Source organism: Phytohabitans maris, assembly GCF_031085175.1.
Classification (GTDB): domain Bacteria; phylum Actinomycetota; class Actinomycetes; order Mycobacteriales; family Micromonosporaceae; genus Phytohabitans; species Phytohabitans maris.
In genome coordinates this window covers 131124-149468 of the sequence record NZ_JAVHUY010000001.1, presented here as the reverse complement: position 1 = coordinate 149468, position 18345 = coordinate 131124, and the positions used below count along the sequence as shown (strand labels likewise).

General features: G+C 71.2%; 15 protein-coding genes. All 15 read right to left on the bottom strand.

From position 1 onward, the window contains the following. Position 1: 1 nt before the first annotated feature. Positions 2–262 (bottom strand): Txe/YoeB family addiction module toxin, encoded by a 261-nt coding sequence (locus RB614_RS00660; RefSeq protein WP_308710301.1) that lies wholly within the window; start codon positions 260–262, stop codon positions 2–4. Then, the gene (locus RB614_RS00655) at positions 259–516 is read right to left on the bottom strand and encodes a type II toxin-antitoxin system Phd/YefM family antitoxin (protein ID WP_308710300.1); all 258 of its coding nucleotides are present in this window, start codon (positions 514–516) and stop codon (positions 259–261) included. The genes RB614_RS00660 and RB614_RS00655 overlap by 4 nt, the downstream gene beginning before the upstream one ends. A 47-nt stretch (positions 517–563) precedes the next feature. Beyond that, positions 564–1073 (bottom strand): hypothetical protein, encoded by a 510-nt coding sequence (locus RB614_RS00650; RefSeq protein WP_308710298.1) that lies wholly within the window; start codon positions 1071–1073, stop codon positions 564–566. A 4-nt stretch (positions 1074–1077) separates the two neighbouring features. Then, entirely contained in the window at positions 1078–2928 is a 1851-nt protein-coding gene (dnaG, locus tag RB614_RS00645; protein WP_308710297.1) for a DNA primase, read from the bottom strand. 50 nt (positions 2929–2978) lie between these two features. Continuing rightward, a complete protein-coding gene (locus tag RB614_RS00640) occupies positions 2979–4454 on the bottom strand; it encodes a WxL protein peptidoglycan domain-containing protein (protein WP_308710296.1) in 1476 nt (491 codons plus the stop codon). Between the two features lie 111 nt (positions 4455–4565). Next, positions 4566–5774 carry an Ig-like domain repeat protein gene (locus tag RB614_RS00635; protein WP_308710295.1) on the bottom strand — a complete coding sequence of 403 codons (1209 nt, stop codon included), beginning with the start codon at positions 5772–5774 and terminating at the stop codon, positions 4566–4568. A gap of 287 nt (positions 5775–6061) precedes the next feature. Next, on the bottom strand, positions 6062–6898 hold the full coding sequence (locus RB614_RS00630) for a phosphate ABC transporter ATP-binding protein (protein WP_428982894.1): 837 nt from the start codon (positions 6896–6898) through the stop codon (positions 6062–6064). A gap of 48 nt (positions 6899–6946) precedes the next feature. Next, the gene (locus RB614_RS00625; RefSeq protein ID WP_308710294.1) at positions 6947–7957 is read right to left on the bottom strand and encodes a sortase; all 1011 of its coding nucleotides are present in this window, start codon (positions 7955–7957) and stop codon (positions 6947–6949) included. Further along, the gene (locus RB614_RS00620) at positions 7954–9645 is read right to left on the bottom strand and encodes an Ig-like domain-containing protein (protein ID WP_308710293.1); all 1692 of its coding nucleotides are present in this window, start codon (positions 9643–9645) and stop codon (positions 7954–7956) included. The genes RB614_RS00625 and RB614_RS00620 overlap by 4 nt, the downstream gene beginning before the upstream one ends. Before the next feature lie 103 nt (positions 9646–9748). Further along, positions 9749–10957 (bottom strand): hypothetical protein, encoded by a 1209-nt coding sequence (locus RB614_RS00615; protein WP_308710292.1) that lies wholly within the window; start codon positions 10955–10957, stop codon positions 9749–9751. 235 nt (positions 10958–11192) lie between these two features. Further along, complete coding sequence (locus RB614_RS00610) at positions 11193–13811, bottom strand: hypothetical protein (protein ID WP_308710291.1); 2619 nt, start codon at positions 13809–13811, stop codon at positions 11193–11195. Continuing rightward, complete coding sequence (locus tag RB614_RS00605) at positions 13808–15475, bottom strand: phosphate ABC transporter substrate-binding protein PstS (RefSeq protein WP_308710290.1); 1668 nt, start codon at positions 15473–15475, stop codon at positions 13808–13810. The genes RB614_RS00610 and RB614_RS00605 overlap by 4 nt, the downstream gene beginning before the upstream one ends. After that, positions 15475–16734, bottom strand: a complete 1260-nt coding sequence (pstA, locus tag RB614_RS00600) for a phosphate ABC transporter permease PstA (protein ID WP_308710289.1) — start codon at positions 16732–16734, stop codon at positions 15475–15477. The genes RB614_RS00605 and pstA overlap by 1 nt, the downstream gene beginning before the upstream one ends. A 3-nt stretch (positions 16735–16737) precedes the next feature. After that, entirely contained in the window at positions 16738–17796 is a 1059-nt protein-coding gene (gene pstC / locus RB614_RS00595) for a phosphate ABC transporter permease subunit PstC (RefSeq protein WP_308710288.1), read from the bottom strand. After that, positions 17796–18245 carry a hypothetical protein gene (locus tag RB614_RS00590; protein ID WP_308710287.1) on the bottom strand — a complete coding sequence of 150 codons (450 nt, stop codon included), beginning with the start codon at positions 18243–18245 and terminating at the stop codon, positions 17796–17798. Before RB614_RS00590 ends, pstC begins: the two co-directional genes overlap by 1 nt. Positions 18246–18345: the final 100 nt, after the last annotated feature.

Sequence of the window (18345 nt, the reverse complement as noted above, 5' to 3'; positions counted from 1 at the left end):
GTCACTCGTAGTGGTACCGGCAGGAGATGATCGTGATTTCATCCGGCCCGACCGCGTAAACCAGACGGTGCTCATCGTCGATGCGACGTGAGCGCAGGCCGGCGAGATTGTTACGGAGGATCTCGGGTTTACCGATGCCCGGCCCGTCCGGGTCTCGTCTGATATCGGAGATCAGCGTATTGATTCGCTTGAGGGTCTTACGGTCCTGGGTCTGCCAGTAGAGGTAGTCGTCCCAGGCGTGATCGGTCCAGCTCAGCTTCACTCGCCGGCATCCGGCTCGCGCTCAGTCGCACGCCCGGCACGCCACTGCTCGACACTCTCCATCAGACGCCGCGCGTTGGCGGGAGACCTGAGCAGGTAGTTGGTCTCCATGATCGAGTCCCAGTCTTCCTTGCTGACCAGCACGGCATTGCCCCGCTTGGAGACGATCTCGATGGGGGTGTGGTCTTCGTTGACCCGCTCGATGAGTGGGAAAAGGGTCTTGCGAGCCTCGCTCGCGCTGATTGCCGCCGTCATGATCTCTCCTCACGACTCGTACCGAATATGGTACCAGCGCTCCGGCGTCACGCGGGGGTGGTGGTGGCGCGGGCGGCGGCTACCAGGTCGTCGACCGTGGCCTCGTCCTTGGGGGTGCCGGGGTCGTAGCGGACCGTCCAGGTCAGGCCGTCCACGCCGCTCACCCGCCGTGCCACCACGCGGACGCCGCCGCCCTCGGGAAGGGGGTGGTGCTCCGTGTACGCGACCGAGCGGGTCACCCGGGCGCGCACCTGGTCGGGTACGTCGCCGGGGTCCAGCAGGAGCGTGGAGAGGATCGGCTGGTCGGCGACCACGGTGTAGCCGGCGCCCTCGCCGACCACCGCCGCGGGGGTCACCACCAGCTCGCGCCCCGACCAGACGGCCTTGTGGACCTCGTGCCAGCCCATGCGGTGCAGGCCGGGCAGCCACAGGCCGCGGTTGGTCGCGACCACCACGCCGGCGTCGCTCGTGGGAGCCCAGGCGAGGATGCGCTCGTCCGGCTCCAGGGCCGGGCGCTGGTCGGCCGGCAGCTTGGGCTTGCGCCTGAACAACGCCATCCGCCTACAGACCCCCGACCGCCTGCTCGCGCAGTGCCCGCGCGTGCTGCTCCAGGGAGAAGAGTTCCCCGGCGAGCGCCAGGTACTCGTCTTTGCTGGTCACCGGGTTGACGCGCTGCACCTTCGACTTCAGCTCGCGGATCCGGGCCGCCACCGAGCCGAGCTGGAGGCGGGCCAGCGTCACCGAGACGTAGCGGGGGTCGGGCTCGGTGTCCAGGCGCAGCGGCTCGACGGCGAGCTCGCCCACGAGGGCCTTCGCGGCCAGGTCGGCGCCCGCGTCGCGTACCCCCTCGATCCAGACGGCCCCGGCCGCCGCGGAGGCCGCACCGCCCGCGGCGGCGATGGCTTCCCGGACCGCCACGTGTACCGGGTGGCGGTAGACGTCGGCGCCCAGCGCGTCGAACATCGGCCCGGCCAGCGCCGGCATCTGCAGCGCCAGCTTGAGGCACTCGCGCTCCACCATCGCCAGTGGACTGTCCACAGCGGACTCCACCGGCGCGGGGCGGCCCGGTGCCGGCTCGGCGCGGCCCGCGGCGGCGGCCACGGCACGCTGCACCGGCTCGATCTCCATGCCGAGGTCGCCGGCGAGTTTCCGGACGTACTCCGGCCGCTTTTCCCGGTCTTTGATCTTCGCGACCAGCGGCGCGGCCCGGCGCATCGCGTCGACCCGGCCCTCGACGGTGTCCAGGTCGTGGCGGGAGAGCACCTGCCGCAGCGCGAAGTCGACCAGCGGCTCGCGGCGGGCGATCAGGTCGCGGACGGCCATGTCGCCCTTGGCCAGCCGCAGCTCGCACGGGTCCATGCTGTCCGGGGAGACCGCGATGAACGTGCGGCCGACGAACTTCTGGTCTTCCTCGAACGCGCGCAGCGCCGCCTTCTGCCCGGCCGCGTCGCCGTCGAAAGTGAAGATGATCTCGCCGGTGAAGCCGTCGGTGTCCATCAGCAGCCGCCGCAGCACGCCGATGTGGTCGCTGCCGAACGACGTGCCGCAGGTCGCCACCGCCGTGGGCACGTCGGCGAGGTGGCAGGCCATCACGTCGGTGTACCCCTCGACGATCACCACCCGCCCCTGCTTGGCGATCTCCCGCTTGGCCCGGTCGACGCCGTAGAGCACGTGTGACTTCTTGTAGATGGGCGTCTCGGGAGTGTTGAGGTACTTGGGGCCGTCGTCCTGGTCGAAGAGCTTGCGCGCGCCGAAGCCGATCACGTCGCCGGTGAGGTCGCGGATCGGCCAGAGCAGCCGGGCCCGGAAGCGGTCGATCAGCGAGCCCGAGCGCGCCTCCCGGGCCAGCCCAGCGGTGATCAGCTCCTGTGGCGTGTACCCCTTTTGCCGCAGGTGCTTGGCGAGGTGGTCCCAGGCGTCCGGGGCGAAGCCGCAGCCGTACCGCTGGGCGGTGTCGCGGTCGAAGCCGCGCTCGGCGAGGAACTCGCGGGCCTTGTGCGCGGGTGCCGTGCCGAGCTGGTCGGCGTAGAACTCGGCGGCGGCCGCGTGCGCGGCGACCAGGCGCTGCCGCTGCCCCTGGCCCTGGCGCACCGGCGCCGGCCCGGCCTCGACGTAGCGCAGCTGGATGCCGGCCCGCCCGGCCAGCCGCTCGACCGCCTCGACGAACGAGAGGTGGTCGATGTCCATGAGGAACTTGATGGCGTCGCCGCCGACCCCGCACCCGTGGCAGAAGTACACGTTTCGGCCCGGGGCGACGGTGAACGAGGCGGTCTTCTCGTCGTGGAAGGGACAGAGCCCCTTGAGGTTGCCGCCACCGGCCGCCTTGAGCGTGACGTGCTCGGAGATCACGTCGGCGATCGCCGTCCGATCACGGACCAGCGCGATGTCCTCGTCTCGGATGCGGCCAGCCATGACCTACATCCTGCCTCACCCGTCACGGGCGCCGCGGCACCTCCCTGGGGTCACCGGTCGTTCGGGGCGCCCCGGCGCCGGCCGAGGACGCGCAGGCCCGCTCCGCCGCCGACGAGCGCGGCACCGGCGGCGACGAACGCGCCGATCGCCAGCCCGGTGCGGGCCAGGCCGTCGCCGCCGCCGCTGGGCCCGTCGGTCGGGCTCGGCGACGGGCTGGACGACTCGCTCGGTGATTCGCTCGGCGAGGCGGTCGGCGACGCGGTCGGCGACGCGCTTGGCGAGGCCGTCGGGGACGGCGAGGCCGTCGGGGAGGCTGGCGCGATCGACACCTCGATCTCCACGTTCGCGGTGGGTTCGATGCCTTCCGGCGCCCCGGCCGGCGCGGCGCCCGGCGCGCCGAGCAGCGCGAACGCCGCCGCGACCAGAAGCACGGCACGGCTGCGCGGCGTCGTGGCCAACGTCACCGCCTCGGCGGAGCCGTCCAGCCCGGCCGCCGCGGCCAACCGCCGGGCACGCCGCCGCCAGAGCAGCCAGAACAGCAGCAGCCCCACGACGAGCAGGAGCACCGCGACGAGGAGCCACGGTACCGCCCACATCGAGCGGGACTCGGTCAGCGAGAGCGCCGTGTTTTCGACCTGCGGGTTGACGGTGACCTGGGCGTCGAGCCACCCGGCCGGGAAGACCCCCGCCAGCTTGCGGGTGATCCGGATCTCCGAGTCGGGCAGCAGCTCCGGGATGTCGATCACCTCGCTGTTGGCGACCCGGATGCCGAGCGGTCCGCGTACCTCGATCCGCGCCTTGCCGCCGAAACGCACGTTGCCGGTGTTCGCGACCTGGTACGTGACGGTCATGTCACCGCCGCCGAACGGGACCGCCGGGTTGTCGTACTGGACGTCGACTCGGGTGATCTCCGCGGCCGGCTGGACCGGTCCGTCGACCCGGAGGTAGACGCGGGCCGCGATCCGGCGCTCGACGTTCACCTGCTGACCCTGCTCGTTGGTGGTGCTCTCGGTGGCCGACGCGATCAGGCCGCCGATGTGGTCGCCGGGTTCGGCGTTGGCGGGGAGCTTCACCTTGAACGGGATGTCCACCCGCTTGCCCACCGGCACCGTGTAGTCCTTGCGGGGCAGCGTGATCCACGACCCGACGTCCTTCGGCTGCTCGCTCGCGGGGAGCAGGGCGAAGCCACCGTCCGGGGCGTTGAACGCGTCCGTGCCGTACACCGACACCTTCAGCGGCTTCTTGCCGAGGTTGCTCACGGCGACCCAGTCGGACACCTCCTCGCCCGGTTTGAGCCCGTACTCGAACCGGCTGCGCACCGTCGGGCCGGTCGGGCTGGACGGTACGACGCTCCACTTGAAGTCGTCCCCGGGCGCCTTGGCCGGCGCGGTCGGCGCCTTCGCCGGAGCAGCGGGGGCGGCGCTCGCGGCGGCGGGCGGCTGCGCCGCGAGGAGCACGGCCAGCAGAGCGAACAGAAGCCCGGCGCGCGCGGCGAGCCGGGATCGGACGGGTCGGGCGGGTGTCATGGCTCGGGCTCCTCGTGGGGTCCGGAAACAGGCATGCGGCGGAGGTGCCGCGGGCTATCGCCCACGACACCTCCGCCTAGGTCAACCCGTGGCTGGGCTCGATCGAGGTGATCAGGCCAGCGTCAGGGTCAGGGTGGCGGCGTACCCGCCCGGCGCGGCGGTGTCCGGCACCGACAGCGTCAGGCCGGCGCCGCAGTCGAACACACCGGCGCTGCTCGACTCGGCGGCCGTGCAGAGGGTGCGGGTGGCGCCGAGGTCGGCACCGGCACCCGCCGTGACCGAACCCGAACCGCTGGTCTTGCTCGCGGTCGGCGCCCAGGTCAGGTTGGCGGCCCCGATCGCGGTCGTGGCCGGGGTGGTGTTGAAGTCCTCCAGCTGGCCGGTCAGGTCCCAGCCCGCGTTGCTGCCGCGCAGGTCGGTCACCGTGGCCGTCTGCAGGTCACCGGTCGCGGTGCCACCGACGGTGCCGCCCTCGAGGACGGCGCTGTTGCCGGCCACCGCCAGGCTGAACGCGCCCGGCGTGATGTCCGCGACGATCTCCTGCGCCGCCGCCGGGCCGTCGCCGAGCTCGACCGTGACGGACTGCGGCGAGGAGGTGGAGGGGTTGAACGCCGACGCGTTGGCCGGCGTGAAGACCGCCGTGATCGAGTGGGTCCCGATCGGCAGCGACGTGGTGGTCAGCGTGGCGGTACCGCTGGCGACCGGCGCGGTGCCGATCACGGTGCTGGCGCCCCGGCGGAACTGCACGGTGCCCTCAGCGGTGGACGGAGCGACGGTCGCGGTCAGCGTGACCTCGGCGCCCGACTCGACGGTCGCCGGGGAGACGGCGAGCGTGGTGGTGGTGTCCTCGGCCACCGGCCCGCTGTCGACCCGCCAGTTGGTGCCCTCGACGACGATCGGGAGCTGGAACTCGTCGGCGTGCCGGCCCGCGGTCAGGCTGAAACACTCGATGATGATCAAGTAGCTGCCCGGCGTAACCGTCGTAACACCCAACGCCTGCGCCAACGACCGGTTCGGCGCAATCGTCACCGGAGCCTGGTCGTACCCGCCCCCGCCCAGCGGACGGCCCAGGTTCTGGTACGGACCACCGACCGGACCGACCCGCAGACCCGCGTTCTCCCCGAACGTGCTCGGGCACGGGGCCGACGACGTCGCCGACGTGAACATCGGGCTGGCGTCCACGGTGCCGTTCGCCGGCGTGATGTCGATCCCGCCCAGCGACGCCGCCTGCGCGGGCGACGCGACCGCCACGAGTACGCCCGCCGACATGACGGCGGCACCAAGCAGCGCGCCCGCACGAGCGAACATGCGCTTGCTCATGAATCACTTCCTCTCGCTGAGGATGATGCCCAGGCCAGGTCCTGGTGACCCGACCGGCAATCAGGCTCTCCAGCAGCCGTGACCCGGTAGGCAGGCCAACGTCACCGCCGAACGTGCGGAAGGCGAATTCTCGGTGCGCCTTCATCAGGTGAAGGGCGTGAGCAAAAGACCATTCGGATGGCCGCGCATGGGCCGAAGGCGGCCGGCTTTACGGCGTCAGGGTGATCAAAGCTCCCCTCAGGTCGTTCTAGCGACGTGAGGGGAGCTTTGATCACAGGCGGGTCTTCTCAGCCGAACCGGCCATGGACATAGTCGGCAGTGCGAGGGTCTTGTGGATGGTCGAACATCGCCGAGGTCGCGCCGTGCTCCACGATCACGCCGGGCGTTCCCTGCGAGGCGAGGAAGAACGCGCACAGGTGCGAGACGCGGGCGGCCTGCTGCATGTTGTGCGTGACGATGACGATGGTGACCTCGTGGACAAGCTCGGCGATGGTCTCTTCGATGCGCCGCGTGGAGGTCGGGTCGAGCGCCGAACACGGCTCGTCCATCAGCAGCACGCGGGGGCGTACCGCGAGCGAGCGCGCGATGCAGAGCCGCTGCTGCTGCCCGCCGGAGAGCGCGCCGCCGGGCTGGCGCAGCCGATCCCGGACCTCTTTCCAGAGCCCGGCCTTGGTCAGCGTCTCCTCCACCAGGTCGTCCCGCCCGCTCCGGGACACCTTGACACCGGTGAGCTTGAGCCCGGCCACGACGTTGTCGTAGATGGACATCGCCGGAAACGGGTTCGGCTTCTGAAACACCATGCCGACCTGGCGGCGGGCGTCCGTGATGCGCCGCTCGGCCGAGTAGAGGTCGCGCCCGTCGAGCAGTACCTCACCGGCGAGCGACGCGCTGGGTACGAGCTCGTGCATCCGGTTGAGGATCCGCAGGAACGTCGACTTGCCACAGCCGGAGGGTCCGATCAGCGCGGTCACCTTGCCCGCCGGCATGGTCAGCGAGACCCGGTCGAGCACCTTGTGGTCGCCGAACCAAGCGGAGATCGACCGCGCATCCAGGCTGGCCAGGCCGTGGGCCGCGGGCCGGGGCACCGGCGCCGTACCGGCGACCGGCGGGCCGAGGTCGACCATGGTCGCGTCGTCGAGCTTGGTCACGGCACTATCCTTTCTGGACTATCCCTATAGGAGGTTGGGCAGCAGCCGCGCGGCCTGGTCGGCGATGGCCAGCCCGAAAGCGAGCAGGACCGGCGCGCCGACGATCCACGCCTGCCAGCCGCCCCAGCGGGCCCGCAGGTAGGTGATCGCGAGCGTGGCGAGCAGCAACCCCTGGCTCCAGAGCATGAGCGGCGTCCAGGCGGCCGGGTCGGTGGCCAGCGCGGCCTCGGCGGGCGGCAGCGACGCGGCGGTGAACTTGCGCGCCGGTGCCAGCTGCGTCGGGCTGGTCAGCTCGGCGTCGACGCGCAGGATGTCCCGTGGCACGAACGGATCGCCGTCGGCGGTGACCAGCGTCATCCGCCCCTTCCCCTCGGCCAGCGGTGCCGGGGCGGGCTCGCCGGGGTAGCGGAGCCCGAGCACCCGGTACTCGTGCTCGCCCTGGCCGGTCGTCACGGTGATCCGGTCGCCGGGCAGCAGCAGGTCCAGGTCGCGAAACGGCCCGCCGTACGACGCCCGCCGCCCCATCACGACGGCGGTGCCGGCCTGCCCGGGCAGCACGCTGTCCCGGCGGTGCCCCGGGCCCTGCTGGAGCACCTCGCCGCTGGTCCCTTCGAAGACGACGGTGCGCAGGCCGATCGCCGGGATCCGGAGCACGGCCACGGCCGACCCGGGCTCGACGAGGCGCTCGGTGCCCTCCTCGGCGCCGTCCGCGAACTCCACCCGGGTCTGCCCCACCGGCGCCGTGCCCCGGGCGAGCTCGGCCCGGAAGTCCGCGTACGCGGTCTGCTGGTTGCGCTCGTACTGCACCTGGGACAGCAGCGTCAGGTGCACGACGAAGCCGAGTGCCACCGCGGCGAGGATGCTCAGCGCGATGCCCGGCACCTGGAGCGCCAACCGGATCGGGGCGGACCCGGGCCGCGGTGGTGGCGCCGGCGCCGGCTGGGGTGACGGGGCGGGCGCGGAAGGCGGCGGGACCGGCGCCGCCGGCTCGCGAGGCGGGCTCGCGGCCGGCGGCTGGTCCATCGTGACGGTCATTCGGTCTCGTCCGGCCAGCTCACCGGCTGCGGCTCGGGGCGCCGGCGGCGGGTCAGGAGCATCGCGCCCGTGCCCACGCCGATCAGCGCGAGGCCCGAGGCGCCGATCGCGATGAGCGGCGTACCGGTGCTGGCCAGCGATCCCCCACCGCCGCCGTCCCCGTCACCATCTCCGTCGCCGTCGCCATCTCCATCGCCGTCCCCGTCGCCATCCCCGTCACCATCCCCGTCACCATCTCCATCACCGTCACCGGTGATCTGGTACGTCAGGGCGGTGGAGGTCGACGCCTTGAAGGCGTTGGCGTCGGTCGGTGTGAAGACGGCGGTCAGCGTATGGCTGCCGACCGACAGGGCGCTCGTGCTCACGCTGGCGACGCCGTTCGCGACCGCCTGGTCGGTGCCGATCTGCGTGGCACCGTCCATGAACCGCACGGTGCCGGCGGCGGTGTTCGGAGCGACCGTGGCGGTCAGCGTCACGTCCGTACCTTGCGCCTGCGGCGAGGTCGGGTTCGGCACCAGCGTCGTCGTCGTGTCGGCCGCCCCGGCCGGTGCCTCGCCGATCACGTACACCTCGGTGAGGTCGTCCGATCCAGCGATCGCGACCGGGTCCGTCGGGACGAAGCTGGCCGTGAATATGTACCGGCCGTCGGCGAGTCCGGAGACCTCGGCCTGCGCCGACCCCGCGGTGAGTGGCACCGTACCGATGGCCGTCTCGGCCGAGCCCGCGGTCTCCGGGCGCCAGGCGAACTTCACCGAGCCGGCGAGCTGCTCCTCGGTGTTGCTGAGCACCGCGGCGGACAGCACGATTTTGGCGCCGGACGGCGCCGGGCTCTCCGGCGTGACGGTCAGTTCGGTCTCCGTTGGTGTGCCCCCGCGGAAGATGGTGACCTCAACCTCGCCGGATGTCGAAGCCAGGAACGCGTTCGCGTCGGTGGGAGCGAAGGCGGCGGAGACCAGGTACTGCACCTTGTTGCCGCTGGGCAGGGGGAGATCGGCGTCCGGCAGCGTCGCCTTGCCGTTGGCGTCCACGGTCACCGGCTCGCCGATGTTCACCGAATCCGTCGTGTCCTTGACCTTCCGCCGGAACTGGACGGTGCCGGCGGCCGACGCCGGGCTGACGGTGGCGGTCAAGGTGACGGGCGTGCCCACCGGCACATCGTCGGAGGGATCGGCGGTGAGGGTCGTGGTCGTCGCCGCGGCGCCCCCACAGGCCGCTTCCGTCGTCCAGGTCGCGCCGTCGCAGACCACGATGGGGAGCTGGAACTCGTCGGCGTGCCGGCCCGCGGTCAGGCTGAAACACTCGATGATGATCAGGTAGCTGCCCGGCGTAACCGTCGTAACACCCAACGCCTGCGCCAACGACCGGTTCGGCGCAATCGTCACCGGAGCCTGGTCATACCCGCCCCCGCCCAACGGACGGCCCAAGTTCTGATACGGACCACCAACCGGACCCACCCGCAGACCCGCGTTCTCCCCGAACGTACTCGGGCACGCCGCCGACGACGTCGCCGACGTAAACATCGGGCTGGCGTCGACCGTGCCGTTGGTCGGCGTGATCGTGACAGCGCCGAGCGAGGCCGCCTGTGCCGGAGCGGCGAACGCCAGGACGACACCGGTCGCCAACACACCGCTGGACAGCAGAGCCGCCAACGCCAGCGCGAACCAGCTGCGACGCCGTTGCCTACTCATCGCTCACTTCCTCCGGTCGGGTCGTCTTCCAGGGGTGGGGGCCGGGACGCCGTACGGTCCGGACGGCCTGGTGGGCCGCCCGGACCTCAAATCGGGTACGTGCTCAGCTGGTGAACCGGAGGCTGGTGTAGCCGCAGTTCGCCTCCAGCGGGCTGGAGAACGTGCCGCGGTAGCCGAAGCCGAACAGCTCGATGACCCGCCGCTGCTGGCCGTTGACCGTCACCGTGTCGCTGCACACCGCGGAGCCGGTACCGACGAACGTGCTGGCGATGGTCGGGTTCGACAGGTCAGCCGTGGGCACCACGTTGTAGACGTCCCGGCGGAAGGGAGCCGGGAAGTTGACGTTCAGCACGCCGCCGACGACCGGCTCCGTGTTGGGAACGGTGGTGGTGCTGACCGCGACCGGGTGGGCGAAGCCGCGACGGTCGGCGACGGTCACCGGCGCCAGCACGTCCTCGATCACCTCGTGGTTGCTCTGGGCGACGTACTGCCCGGCCGAGAACGGGATGACGTGGGTCGGGTTGCCGTTCAGGACCGTACCGTCGTGCTCCTGCACCCGGGCGTGCACCGGGATGGCGGGGGTGGTGATGTTGTTGTCGTTGTCCACCGCCAGGCAGGGGTAGTCGCCCGCGTTGATCTCGTTCTCGGTGATCGCCATGCGAGCCGGCTGGATCCAGAACTCCCAGGTGCCCGAGCCGGTCTGGATCATCCGCGGCACGACCGCGTTGCCCGCGACCGCGGTGTCGAAGCACTTGTAGACCCGCTGGATCTGCGCGAACGACCACTGGAACGGCAGGTCGCCGTTCTCGTGGACGGCCAGCGTCACCGCGTCCACGCCCGCCGGGATGTAGGTGTACGGGCCGCTGGCCGACGGGGTGCTGCCGCCGCCGTAGCTCGACGAGCGGGCGAAGTCGACGCAGCCCTGGATGTTCACACCGGTGGCGGCCGGGAACTGGCCGGCGGTGCCGGGGCCGGCACCGTCGAGGTCCTCGCCCTCGGACGCGCGCAGCGCCTGGCGACCCTGGCCGGAGCCGTTGGGCCGCTGGAACGAGCAGCCGCTCGCCTTCGTCTTGATGGTGGTGGTCGCGCCGGCCGGCGGACGGGCGTCCCACGAGGCGACGACGTCACCGGCGCCGAGCGCTTCGCCGAGACCGTTGCCGAGGTCCTGGGTGGTGTCCGAGCCGACACCGGCCAGCTGGCGGAACTCGGTGGCCGGGTCCGGGTCTGCGACGGCCGGGGTGGCCGCCACAGCCAGCGCGACGATGGTGCCGATGCCCATCACCGCCGCTCTGCCGATGGTCTTGACCTTCATGCGTGCTCCCTTTCTGCGGGACTCAGAGGCCTGGCTCGCGGGCTGAGCCATTCGACCCAGGCCCTCCGGGCAAGACGCTCCGACTCGCCTCCATGCCAGACGAGCCGGAGCAATCGTCGCGTCGCCGGATTGACCGCCGAAACCGATGCCAGACAAACGTTTCGCGCGTGTGTCTCTCGCCAACACGTAGGCCGGATGAACAGGGTCTGGCGAAATGACCCTTCCGCTGCGATGGTCATTTTCTGCCGGACCGGATCGCGAATCGCTGCATGATCGGACCGGCGATGCCGCCGAGCAATCCCATGACCAAGGCGGCGATCAGAATGAACCGGATGATCCCTAGTGGACTGCCGAGCGTCGACTGCGACTGCGCGGCGGGAGCGGCCGACGGCGGGGGGCCGGGCGCCGGGGTACCGGCCGACGGGGTGGCACCGCCGCTGGGTACTCCGTCGGTGGGCGCCGGCGCCGCACCGGGGTCGGGTCCGCCGGAGTTGTCCGCCGGTGGCGATGTGGGCGTCACCCAGTTTTCCAGCTGGCTGGCGGCGATCATCGTCTGCTCCCGCAGCGCGGCCGGCAGCGGGACGTAGCCCTCCGGCAGCTGGCCCCACGCCTCACCCGGGTCCTGGCCCGAGCCGGCGGCGTACCGCAGCAGCTTCGCGTACTCGCGCCGGGCCTCGACCGGCTCGCTGGTGTCGGCGATCGCGTACGACACGGTCGTCAACGGGTACGCCCCTTGCGTCGCCCACGCCTTGACCGGATCGACGACCTTCACGCCTTCCACCTGGCTGCCGACCGCGGTCGCGGCGGCGGCGTTCACCGCCTCGTCGGTCGGCGTCCGGCAGTCGTCCGGCATCACCAGCTTGCCGAGCGAGTCGCGTTTGGGCTTGCAGAGCTGGGCGGTGAAGAGCCCGTACCGGGCGGCCGACGCCGAGTCGGTGACCGACATGACGAACCGGGAGCCCGGAAACTTCCGGGGCAGGTCGGAGTAGCGGCAGCACGGGGTGTTGTCGGTGGTGTTCGGTACCGGGCGAAGCGGCAGGTCCTTGCCCTTCGTCTGGGCCCGTAGGGTCTGTAGCGCCGCCTCGTTCATCGAGCCCATGTACGGCCATTTGTCGAGCGTGCAAAGGGGAAACGTGACGTTCGCCCCCTGGATGGGTTCGAAGCGCTCCTCCTCGTGGCAGTCCGGATCGGCCTTCGGAAACGTGTCCGGCGCGGTGCTGAACATGTCTTTGTAGACGGGGTTGACCCACATGCCGTTCTCGTCGGGGTTCTTGCCCTGGATCCACGTCCTCGCCTCGGCGTCGCCCAGGATCCACTGCCAGACCTCACGTGCGGCCACCGAACTGCCGACCGAGACCATCAGGCCGTCCAGCGTCACGGCCCGCTCCCGGGGCCAGTGCCGGAAGACCGGGTTGAGGGTCAGGAACTCCTCGTCGTAGCGGATGCTCTCCGGGTTGCCGGCGGTCTGGTCGCGCTCCTTGTCGGTGATGTCGTCGCGGGTGTAGCTCTGGGTGAGCACCTTGGCCAGCAGCCGCGGCGTCAGCTTCAGATCGGTCAGGGCCAGCCCGCGCAGCCGCTCGATCTCCGGCGGAGTCGGCGGGCCGCTGACGTGGTTCGGGAGGATGATGTTGTAGTCGATGTTGACGGCGATCACGGTGCTGCTCAGCGTGACCGGCGCGTGCACGACCGGCGGGTTGCTGGAGACCACCGGATCCGCGCTGTAGACCAGGCCGGGCGCGCTTTCCGAAGCGCTGACGACCTGCTGGGCCGCCTCGAAGTCACTGATCGCGGAGTAGCCGTAGATCGGGCCGTCGTTGGCGCAGAGCACGGGCTGCCAGGAGGTCACCGCCTCGGCCACGGCCTCGGCGCCCGCGGTACGCCGCTCCGCCTTGTCGAGCGAGCAGCCCCCCTCCACGGGCGCGAACTCCAGCGGTACGACCATCCGGTGCTGCCAGACGACCGGCTTGAACGGGGAGCCGCTCACGGCCGGGTTGGAGTCGTTGGTGACATCCACGCCGGTGTACGGGTGGTGGTATCCCCTCGGGACGATCACCAGGTAGCACGGGCGTGGCTTCTGCTGGCCGTCCGGAGCCTGGTACGGCGCCCCACAGCCGAGGTGCGGGGCGAGCCGGTCGTTCTGTACCTCGAAGGTGACCCGGCCGGTGCCGTCGGCCGCGGTCAACGCGTACGGGTACTCGTTGGTGGTCTCCTTGGCCAGATACCGGGTCATGACGTCGACATCTGTCTCTTCGAGGTCAGGACCGCCCGACGGGTTCGGCTTCGTGCCGAACGGTTGGCCGGGGCTGCCGTCCCGGGAGCGCTCGCCCGTCACCGTCTTGAACGGCACCATCTTGGCGCCCGCCGCCAGCCCGGTCTTCTCCGGGCTCTCGTCCGGGTCGGGAGCCGGGTAGCCCGCCGCGTAAGGCGTGTCGGCCACGCGGCGCCGCCCGGCGTCGATGGCCACCGCGCCGCCGGGACGCTCGGGCACGTCGAGATCCATCCCGTACGCGCAGGTCTCGCGGAAGTCCTTCGCCTCCGGGCTTCCCCAGCACTGCATGAGCGAGAGGAAGTCCGTGCCGGGGTAACCGAGCGGCGAGGGCCGGGCTCCCGTCCAGGTCACGGTGATCGCTTCGTTCGTCAGGTTCCTCGTCTTCGACACGGTGACCGCGAGCCCCGTGAAGTCCTCGAACCCCTGCTTGGTGCCGTGCACGGTCACCGACGAGCCGCCGTTGCCGCCACCCCCGCCGCCGTCCTCGGCGGCACCGCGCGCGGGATCGGCGCCCGGGTCCACGACGAAGAGCAGGCTGGCGGCGGTGAGCGCCACCAGGAACCCGGCGACCGTCCGGCGGCTCATCCCTGCCCCCCGGGGTCGCGGCGGCCGCGCAGCGCGTTGGCGAGCAGCGGCGGACCGAGGATCAGGCCGAGGAAGAGCAGCGCGGCGATCACCATGATCGTGTGCCGCAAGCGCCAGCCGCCTTCGCCGTCGAGCGACACGGGTACGGCCGCGACCTGCTCGCCGTCGCCGGCACCCGCGCCCTCGTCACCCGCGGGCAGGCCGGTGTCCGGGTCGACCGGCGCGGCGCTGGCCGGCGGGCCGGTCGTGGGCGAGCCGCTGGGCCCGCTGGTGTTTGCCCCGCCGTTGTCGGCGGTGTTGTTGCCGCCGCCGCTCGACGCACACCTGGCCGAGGCCTTGACCGGGGTGTCCTCGGGAGCGCCGCCGGTGGCCTTCGGGTTTTGCGTCGACCCCTTCTTGTCGCAGGCCGGCGGGCGCGCGGCGTTTTCGAGCAGGACGTTGCGACCACCCCGGAACGTCGGGTTGTTGCAGCCCGCGACGTTGATGTCTCGCTGCTCGGCGCCGGGGATCCGGCGCACCTGGTTCAACCCGGCTTCCACGAGGTTCTTCGGCAGTGGCGAGTAGCCCAGGACGTCGGCCTGCTGCTGCCCCTCGCAGAGGAAGTAGTAGGCGAACAGGCCCAGCGTGTATCCCTTGTCGAGGGTCATGCTGCCCACGTCGACCCGGTCGACCGGGATGATCATGTACGAGTACGACGACAGCGGGTACGTCCGCGGGTCGTCGAAGCGGTACACGTCGTCGAGGATCTGGGTCAGGTAGCCCGCACTGCGCTGGTTGGTGTTGATCCGGGCCTTGGTCAGCGCGACCGCCACGTTGGAGGCGGTCGGCTCGGTGTAGTACCCGGCCCGGTTCAGCACCTTCGCCACCGGAAAGCGCGAGTTCCGCGCGTACGAGTACTCGACGTAGGTGATGGCGCCCTCGGCGTTGCTCTGCGAGACGTAGCCGGAGACGCCGTTGGAGCCGGTCTGGCCGATGAAGCCCTCGTTCGGCCGGTACGGGTACTGCGAGGTGAGGCCGCACGGCGCGGGTTTGTTGAACTTCCGGCAGTACGCGTCCCAGATCGACCCGTGCTCCTTGCTCATCCAGAGCGTGAACTGCGCGCTGGTGCCGGAGCCGTCCTGGCGCACGACCGGCACGATGGCGCGCGCCGGCATGGTGAGCCCCGGGTTGTCCGCCACGATCGCCGGGTCGTTCCATCGCTTGATGACGCCGGTGAAGATCTTCGCGACCACCTCGCCGGAGAGCCGGAGGTTGGTGACGCGGCGCCCGCCGATCCGCAGGTTGTACATGAAGGCCGTGCCGCCGGCCACGATCGGCATGTACGCGTACGTGCGCGTGGGGGGCGGGTCGGTGCCGGCGAATCGGTCCGTCATGCCGTACGGGATCTCGGACACACCGAAGTCGACGGTCCCCTGCTTGTAGCGGTTACGGCCGTCGGTCGAGCCGCTCGCGTTGTAGTTGACCGTGATGCTCCGCCCGACGTTGCGCCGCCAGTTTTCGATCGCGTTGGAACTCCAGGTCGAACCCGCGCCGTTGATCGGTACCTTTCTCGGCGCCGCTGACGCCGGCGCGGGCGGCCCGGCGAGGAACACCAGCATCGCCGCGAGGACAGCGGCGACGGCGCGGGCCAGGCGGTGGGTCACGCCGGTCCACTCTCTGGTCATCAGCTCAGTTCCCTACTGTCGGTCGTTGCGATGCCATCGGTCTGGGTCGCCAACGCCCGGCGGGCGCGCTCGCGGGCGGCGAACCGCCGCGCGTCCCGGCGGGAGGCGTGTGCCCGGCGGCGCCGCTGGCCGCGGCTGAGCTGCCCCGGGATCCGACCGCCGATGAGACGGGCCAGTACGAACAGGAAGAGCACGAGGATCATCAGCACGGCCGCCGCGCCGAAGCCGCGGGCGATCATCGTGTCGGACGGCGTGCGCACCAGCTGGAACGTCACCAGCGGCAACGACATCTGCGGGTTGTCGATCGGGTTGAGGTTGGTGACCGCGGTGGCGCCGACGGTCAGCAGCACGGGCGAGGTCTCACCGATGCCTCGCGCGGTGCCCAGGATGACCGCGGTGGTGATGCCGGAGCGCGCGGTCGGCAGCACGACGTGCCAGATCGTGCGCCACTGCGAGGCGCCGAGGGCCAGCGACGCCTCGCGGAGCGACCCCGGCACCAGCCTGATCACGACGTCCGCGGCGCGGATGATGATCGGCAGCATCATCACGCTCAGCGCGATCGAGCCGGCCAGGCCGGAGAGGGGGACGCCGAGGGCGAGGATGATCGTGCCGTACACGAAGAGACCGGCCACAATGGACGGCAGCGCGGTCATCGCCTCCACGATCGTCCGCACAAACCGGCTGTACGGCCCGGGAAGCTCGCTGAGGAAGACCGCGCCGATCACGCCGAGCGGCAGGGTGATCGCCAAGGCGATGCCGATCTGCTCCAGCGTGCCGATCATCGCGTGCCGCACGCCCCCGACGTCGAGGGGCTGCAACGGCCCGGCGGCCTGCATGTCTTCGTAGTAGAAGTTGGGGTGGGACAGCGCCTCCCGCCCCCGTACGAAGGTGAAGACCAGGACCACCACGAGGGCGAGCAGCATCAGGAACGCGAGGCTGTGGATCACGACCCCGGCCAGCCGGTCGCGCACCGCCGGCCCGGACTCGTCGAGCGAGACCAGCAGCGCGTAGAAGGCGAGAAACAGCACGTACGACACGACGACGAAGCCGAGTACGCCGTCGAAGGGCGTGAGCTGGGTGAAGAGCACCGCGGCCAGGCTGACCGCGGACGCCGCCGCGCCGAGGAGCGCGAACACGTCGGTCCGGCGGGTGGTGCCCGTCGTACGCCGCGCCTCCGGGGCCGCCGGCTCGACGGTGGCCCGGGGCAGCGTGGTCTCGGCCGGCTCGGTGGTCACCGCGGGCCGCACCTCGGTCGTCATCGCCTACACCTCGCTCGCCGCGCCCGAGCGGCTGCGGTTGATGATGATGCCGGCGCCGAAGTTGACGATCAGCGTGACGCCGAAGAGCACGAGGCCGGCGGCCATCAGCGCGGCGAAGCCGACGCCGAGGTCCTCCGCGTACCGGAGCGCGATCAGCGCGGAGATCGAGCCGCCGCCGTTCTGCAGGATGTGTGGCTGGATCACGAAGACCACGGAGACGACCAGGTAGACCCCGATCGTCTCGCCGAGCGCCCGGCCCAGCCCGAGCATCGTCCCGCCGACCATGCCGCCCCGGCCGAACGGCAGCACGACCGAGCGGATCATCCCCCACTTGGTGGCGCCGAGCGCGTACGCCCCCTCGCGCTCGCCGAGCGGGGCCTGCGAGAAGACCTCCCGCATGATCGACGCGATGATCGGGGTCACCATCATCGCCACGACGAGGCCGGCGACGAACGTCGACGCGGTCAGCGACGTCGGGCTCGCCAGCGGGTCGCGCGGGTCGTAGTCGTCCACCTGGAAGAGCGGGATCCAGCCGAAGTAGGTGGCCAGCCACCGGGGCAGGCCGTCGCCCTGCTCGCCCACGACGAGGATCTTCGGCTGGAGCAGGAACAGGCCCCAGATGCCGTACACCACGCTCGGCACCGCCGCCATCAGGTCGACCAGGTTGACGAGCAGCGGCTTGAGCCGGTTCGGGGCGTACTCCGAGATGTAGAGCGAGGCGCCGAAGGCGAGCGGGACCGCGACGCTGATCGCCACCATGCCGATGAGCACCGTACCGACGAGGACGCCCGCGACGCCGAAGTCGCCGCCCTGCGGGTCCCACGCCTGGGTGGTGAGGAAGCCGAGGCCGGCCTCCCGCCACGCGGGCAACGCGTCCCGGGTCAGGAAGATCCCGACCAGCAGCATGATCGCGAGGACCGCCGTACCGCCGGCGCGCGCGACGCCCCGGAACAGCAGGTCCGACAGCGCCCGGCGCTCGCGGATCCGGCGTGGGCGGTCCGGTGGACCCTCCGGTGTGGACGGTACGTTCGTGGCTGGTGGGTCGGTCGACGTTACGGTCATCAGCCCGCGTTCCGAAGCTCTCGGTTGGGTCGCGGTGGTGGGTCGACGACGCCCGCCCGCCGCCGCCCGCGCCGGACGCTCCGGGTGCCGGCGACGACCTCGGCCTTCGGCACCGCCTCCAGAAAGCGCTCGAGGTTGTACGAACACTCCCGGGCCCGCAGGTACGACCGGCTGGACACCGCCACCGGCTCTCCGTCCAGCTCGATCCGCCACGACCACTGGCCGGTCAGTTCGACCGTCGTCTCGACCGGCTTGACCCGCTCGCAGTTGGCCTGGAGGTCCAGGACCGCCTGGCGGCAGGAGCCGTACGTCTCGTGGTAGGTGGTGCCGCGACCAAGCGGGCGGTTGTTCGGCGAAACCAGCATCCAGAGAATGCCTTCGGCCCCGTCGCCGTCCTTCGACTCGGGCATCGGCGCGGCGAGAAACACGAACCGTGAATGCTGCACCATTGTCCCTTCCGCAATGCGCACTTTGGTGCGCATGGCTGACCGCGCTCCCCAACGCGCTCGATCAGTGGGATCAGCCTCGTGACGGACGATGTCCGCGCGC